3 protein-coding genes are annotated in these 2,252 nt (G+C 61.5%); 2 read left to right on the forward strand and 1 reads right to left on the reverse strand.

Features of this window, described 5'->3' with window-relative positions; translation table 11 throughout:
* Positions 1–624: 624 nt before the first annotated feature.
* Both QZY07_RS00345 and QZY07_RS00350 read left to right on the forward strand, forming a co-directional pair.
* Positions 625–1,077 (forward strand): antitoxin Xre-like helix-turn-helix domain-containing protein, encoded by a 453-nt coding sequence (locus QZY07_RS00345; RefSeq protein WP_295398858.1) that lies wholly within the window; start codon positions 625–627, stop codon positions 1,075–1,077.
* On the forward strand, positions 1,077–1,559 hold the full coding sequence (locus QZY07_RS00350; RefSeq protein ID WP_295398860.1) for an RES domain-containing protein: 483 nt from the start codon (positions 1,077–1,079) through the stop codon (positions 1,557–1,559). The genes QZY07_RS00345 and QZY07_RS00350 overlap by 1 nt, the downstream gene beginning before the upstream one ends.
* Positions 1,560–1,590: 31 nt before the next feature.
* Here the strand turns inward: QZY07_RS00350 and QZY07_RS00355 are convergent, their stop codons facing one another.
* Positions 1,591–2,070 (reverse strand): hypothetical protein, encoded by a 480-nt coding sequence (locus tag QZY07_RS00355; RefSeq protein ID WP_295398862.1) that lies wholly within the window; start codon positions 2,068–2,070, stop codon positions 1,591–1,593.
* Positions 2,071–2,252: the final 182 nt, after the last annotated feature.

The following is a 2,252-nucleotide window of genomic DNA, read 5'->3' on the forward strand; positions in this document are numbered from 1 at the left end:
CTGGGGTATTAGTCGACATCAGACGATACCGCTCCCGCCCCTCTGCCGCCAGTTCATCGGGCATGGCCTGCTCATCCCGGCGCCGCTTTCGGCACGAACGGATGGCGTGTCCCCGGACGCGAAAATGGCCAAAGTCGAGTAATGAGATATGTACTGTACTGAGACAACAAGGATTGAAACAGCAGCAGGAAGCGGACGCGGATAAACGTCTCAAGGCGGTCGCAACACCCAATCCAATACAACAAGGATTGAAACATCGATAGCGCGCGACTTGGGCCGCGTTCTCGCTCGGGTCGCAACACCCAATCCAATACAACAAGGATTGAAACCTATAGGCGTCCCACTCGGTGGCCCACGCCTGCACGGTCGCAACACCCAATCCAATACAACAAGGATTGTTTGTGTGCCAGTCTCGCGCTCGAACTGATCGGAGTCGCGCTCGGCTTCCATGACGATGAGTTCGTTTAAAAAACCCTGGCGGCGAAAGGATGGATTGGACGTGGGGCGCGGCGCGGCAGTGAGCGGCTTTCCGAATTTTTCTTGAGCTCGCCGCCGCGTAGGCGGTTTCTTTTTCGCTAAAAATCAGCCAAAATTGACTTACAAAAAAGCCAAATGGCCAAAAACATGTCCGCCACGACGATTTCTCCACACGTCATCTCCGCCGCCGGCCTCCTGGGCGGTCAAGGCATTTTGCACGCGCAACCGTGCCTGCCGATGGAGTGGATTGCACTGGTTCGCCAGGGCTTGCCCGCAGCCTCCGTCGATAGCCTGGTCCGGTTGACGCGCATCACCCAAACGCAACTGGCCCAAGCGTTGGCCATTCCTGAGCGGACCCTGGCGCGACGCAAACGCGAGGGGGCGTTGTCTCCAGAAGAATCGGCCAAGCTGGTTCGCTTCGCGCGGGTGGTCGAACGCGCCGAGTGCGTCTTCGAGGCCACCGATTCGGCCTTGGACTGGCTCCAATCCTCGAATGCCGCGCTCGGTGGCGTGACCCCCATGTCCCTGCTGGACACCGAGATCGGGGCCGGTAGCGTCCTTGACGCCCTGGGTCGCATCGAGCAGGGGGTTTTTGCCTGATGCCGCCAGTGGCGCGCACGGTCTGGCGGATCACGACCGCTCCGTTCGCCGCGCAGGCATTCAGTGGCGAAGGCGCTCGACAGTATGGCGGGCGTTGGAATCCGAAAGGACTGCCGGTGGTCTACACCGCCGCGTCGCCTTCGCTGGCCCTGCTGGAGATGCTGGTGCAGGATGCGCCGCTGCGGGCGCGCTATGTCTTGATCCCGGCCCAGTTGCCAGAAGACCTGGCCGAGACGCGCATCGAGATCGCTCAATTGCCCAAGGACTGGCGGACCATCGGGACGCGAGACGCGCTGCAAGCCTTGGGGCATCGCTGGCTCTGTTCCCGAGAGACCGCCGTGTTGAACGTGCCGAGCGCGGTCGTGCCGGTTGAGCGCAACATCCTGCTCAATCCCGCCCATCCAGACTTCGCGTGCCTCCTGATCGGCGAACCGCAATCGCTCGAAACCGATACGCGCCTGATGCGCAACATGGCGCGCTGAAGGTCGCCGCTTCCGCAAAATGGCCTCATTCTCAAGACGCAAACACGCGCGCATGAATCTCCTGCAACCACGTCAAGTCCGCCCACACCGCGTCCGACCAGCCGCCCGGTTGACCGACATCGCCCAGGATCAGTTCCCGAAACACGCGTCGAAAGGCCGGAACATCGCCCCAACAGGCCGCGATCCGGTCGAGAAGATCGGGAAATTCGCGCTCCAGCCAGCCCTTTTCCGCGCGGTGTTTGTCCACCGGTTTGGCGATGTGCGGAAACCTCGGGGCGACGTTCCGATGCCGGTCTGCGGTTCCCGTCAACTGCGCGCACAACAGCTTTTCCAGCTGCGTGTCGACGAAGCGGCGCAGCAGCGGTTGCGGATGCTCGAAGCTCAAGATCATGGTGTAGACCACGTTCGCGGGTGCCTTGCTCGGGACGCTGTGAATCGGCGTACTGACATCGATGGCCCGTGCCCGCAGGTGAATGTCGGGCAAATCGGGGGAGACGAGCGAAAAACGCACCCCTTGTTGCAGCGCGCTGGCCTCTGCCGAATGGATCGTGACACTCGATCTTCGAGTTTTTAAGGTTTGACTTTATCGATCGATCTGCGCTACGCGCCGCAAGCGCAGACCTCCGCCGCACGATAGCGCAACGCGGGTGTCGGTTCTTGTCGGCCCAGGTCACGGCCGCTCATGTGCTTGCC

This window comes from uncultured Thiocystis sp. (assembly GCF_903866365.1).
Lineage (GTDB): Bacteria > Pseudomonadota > Gammaproteobacteria > Chromatiales > Chromatiaceae > Chromatium.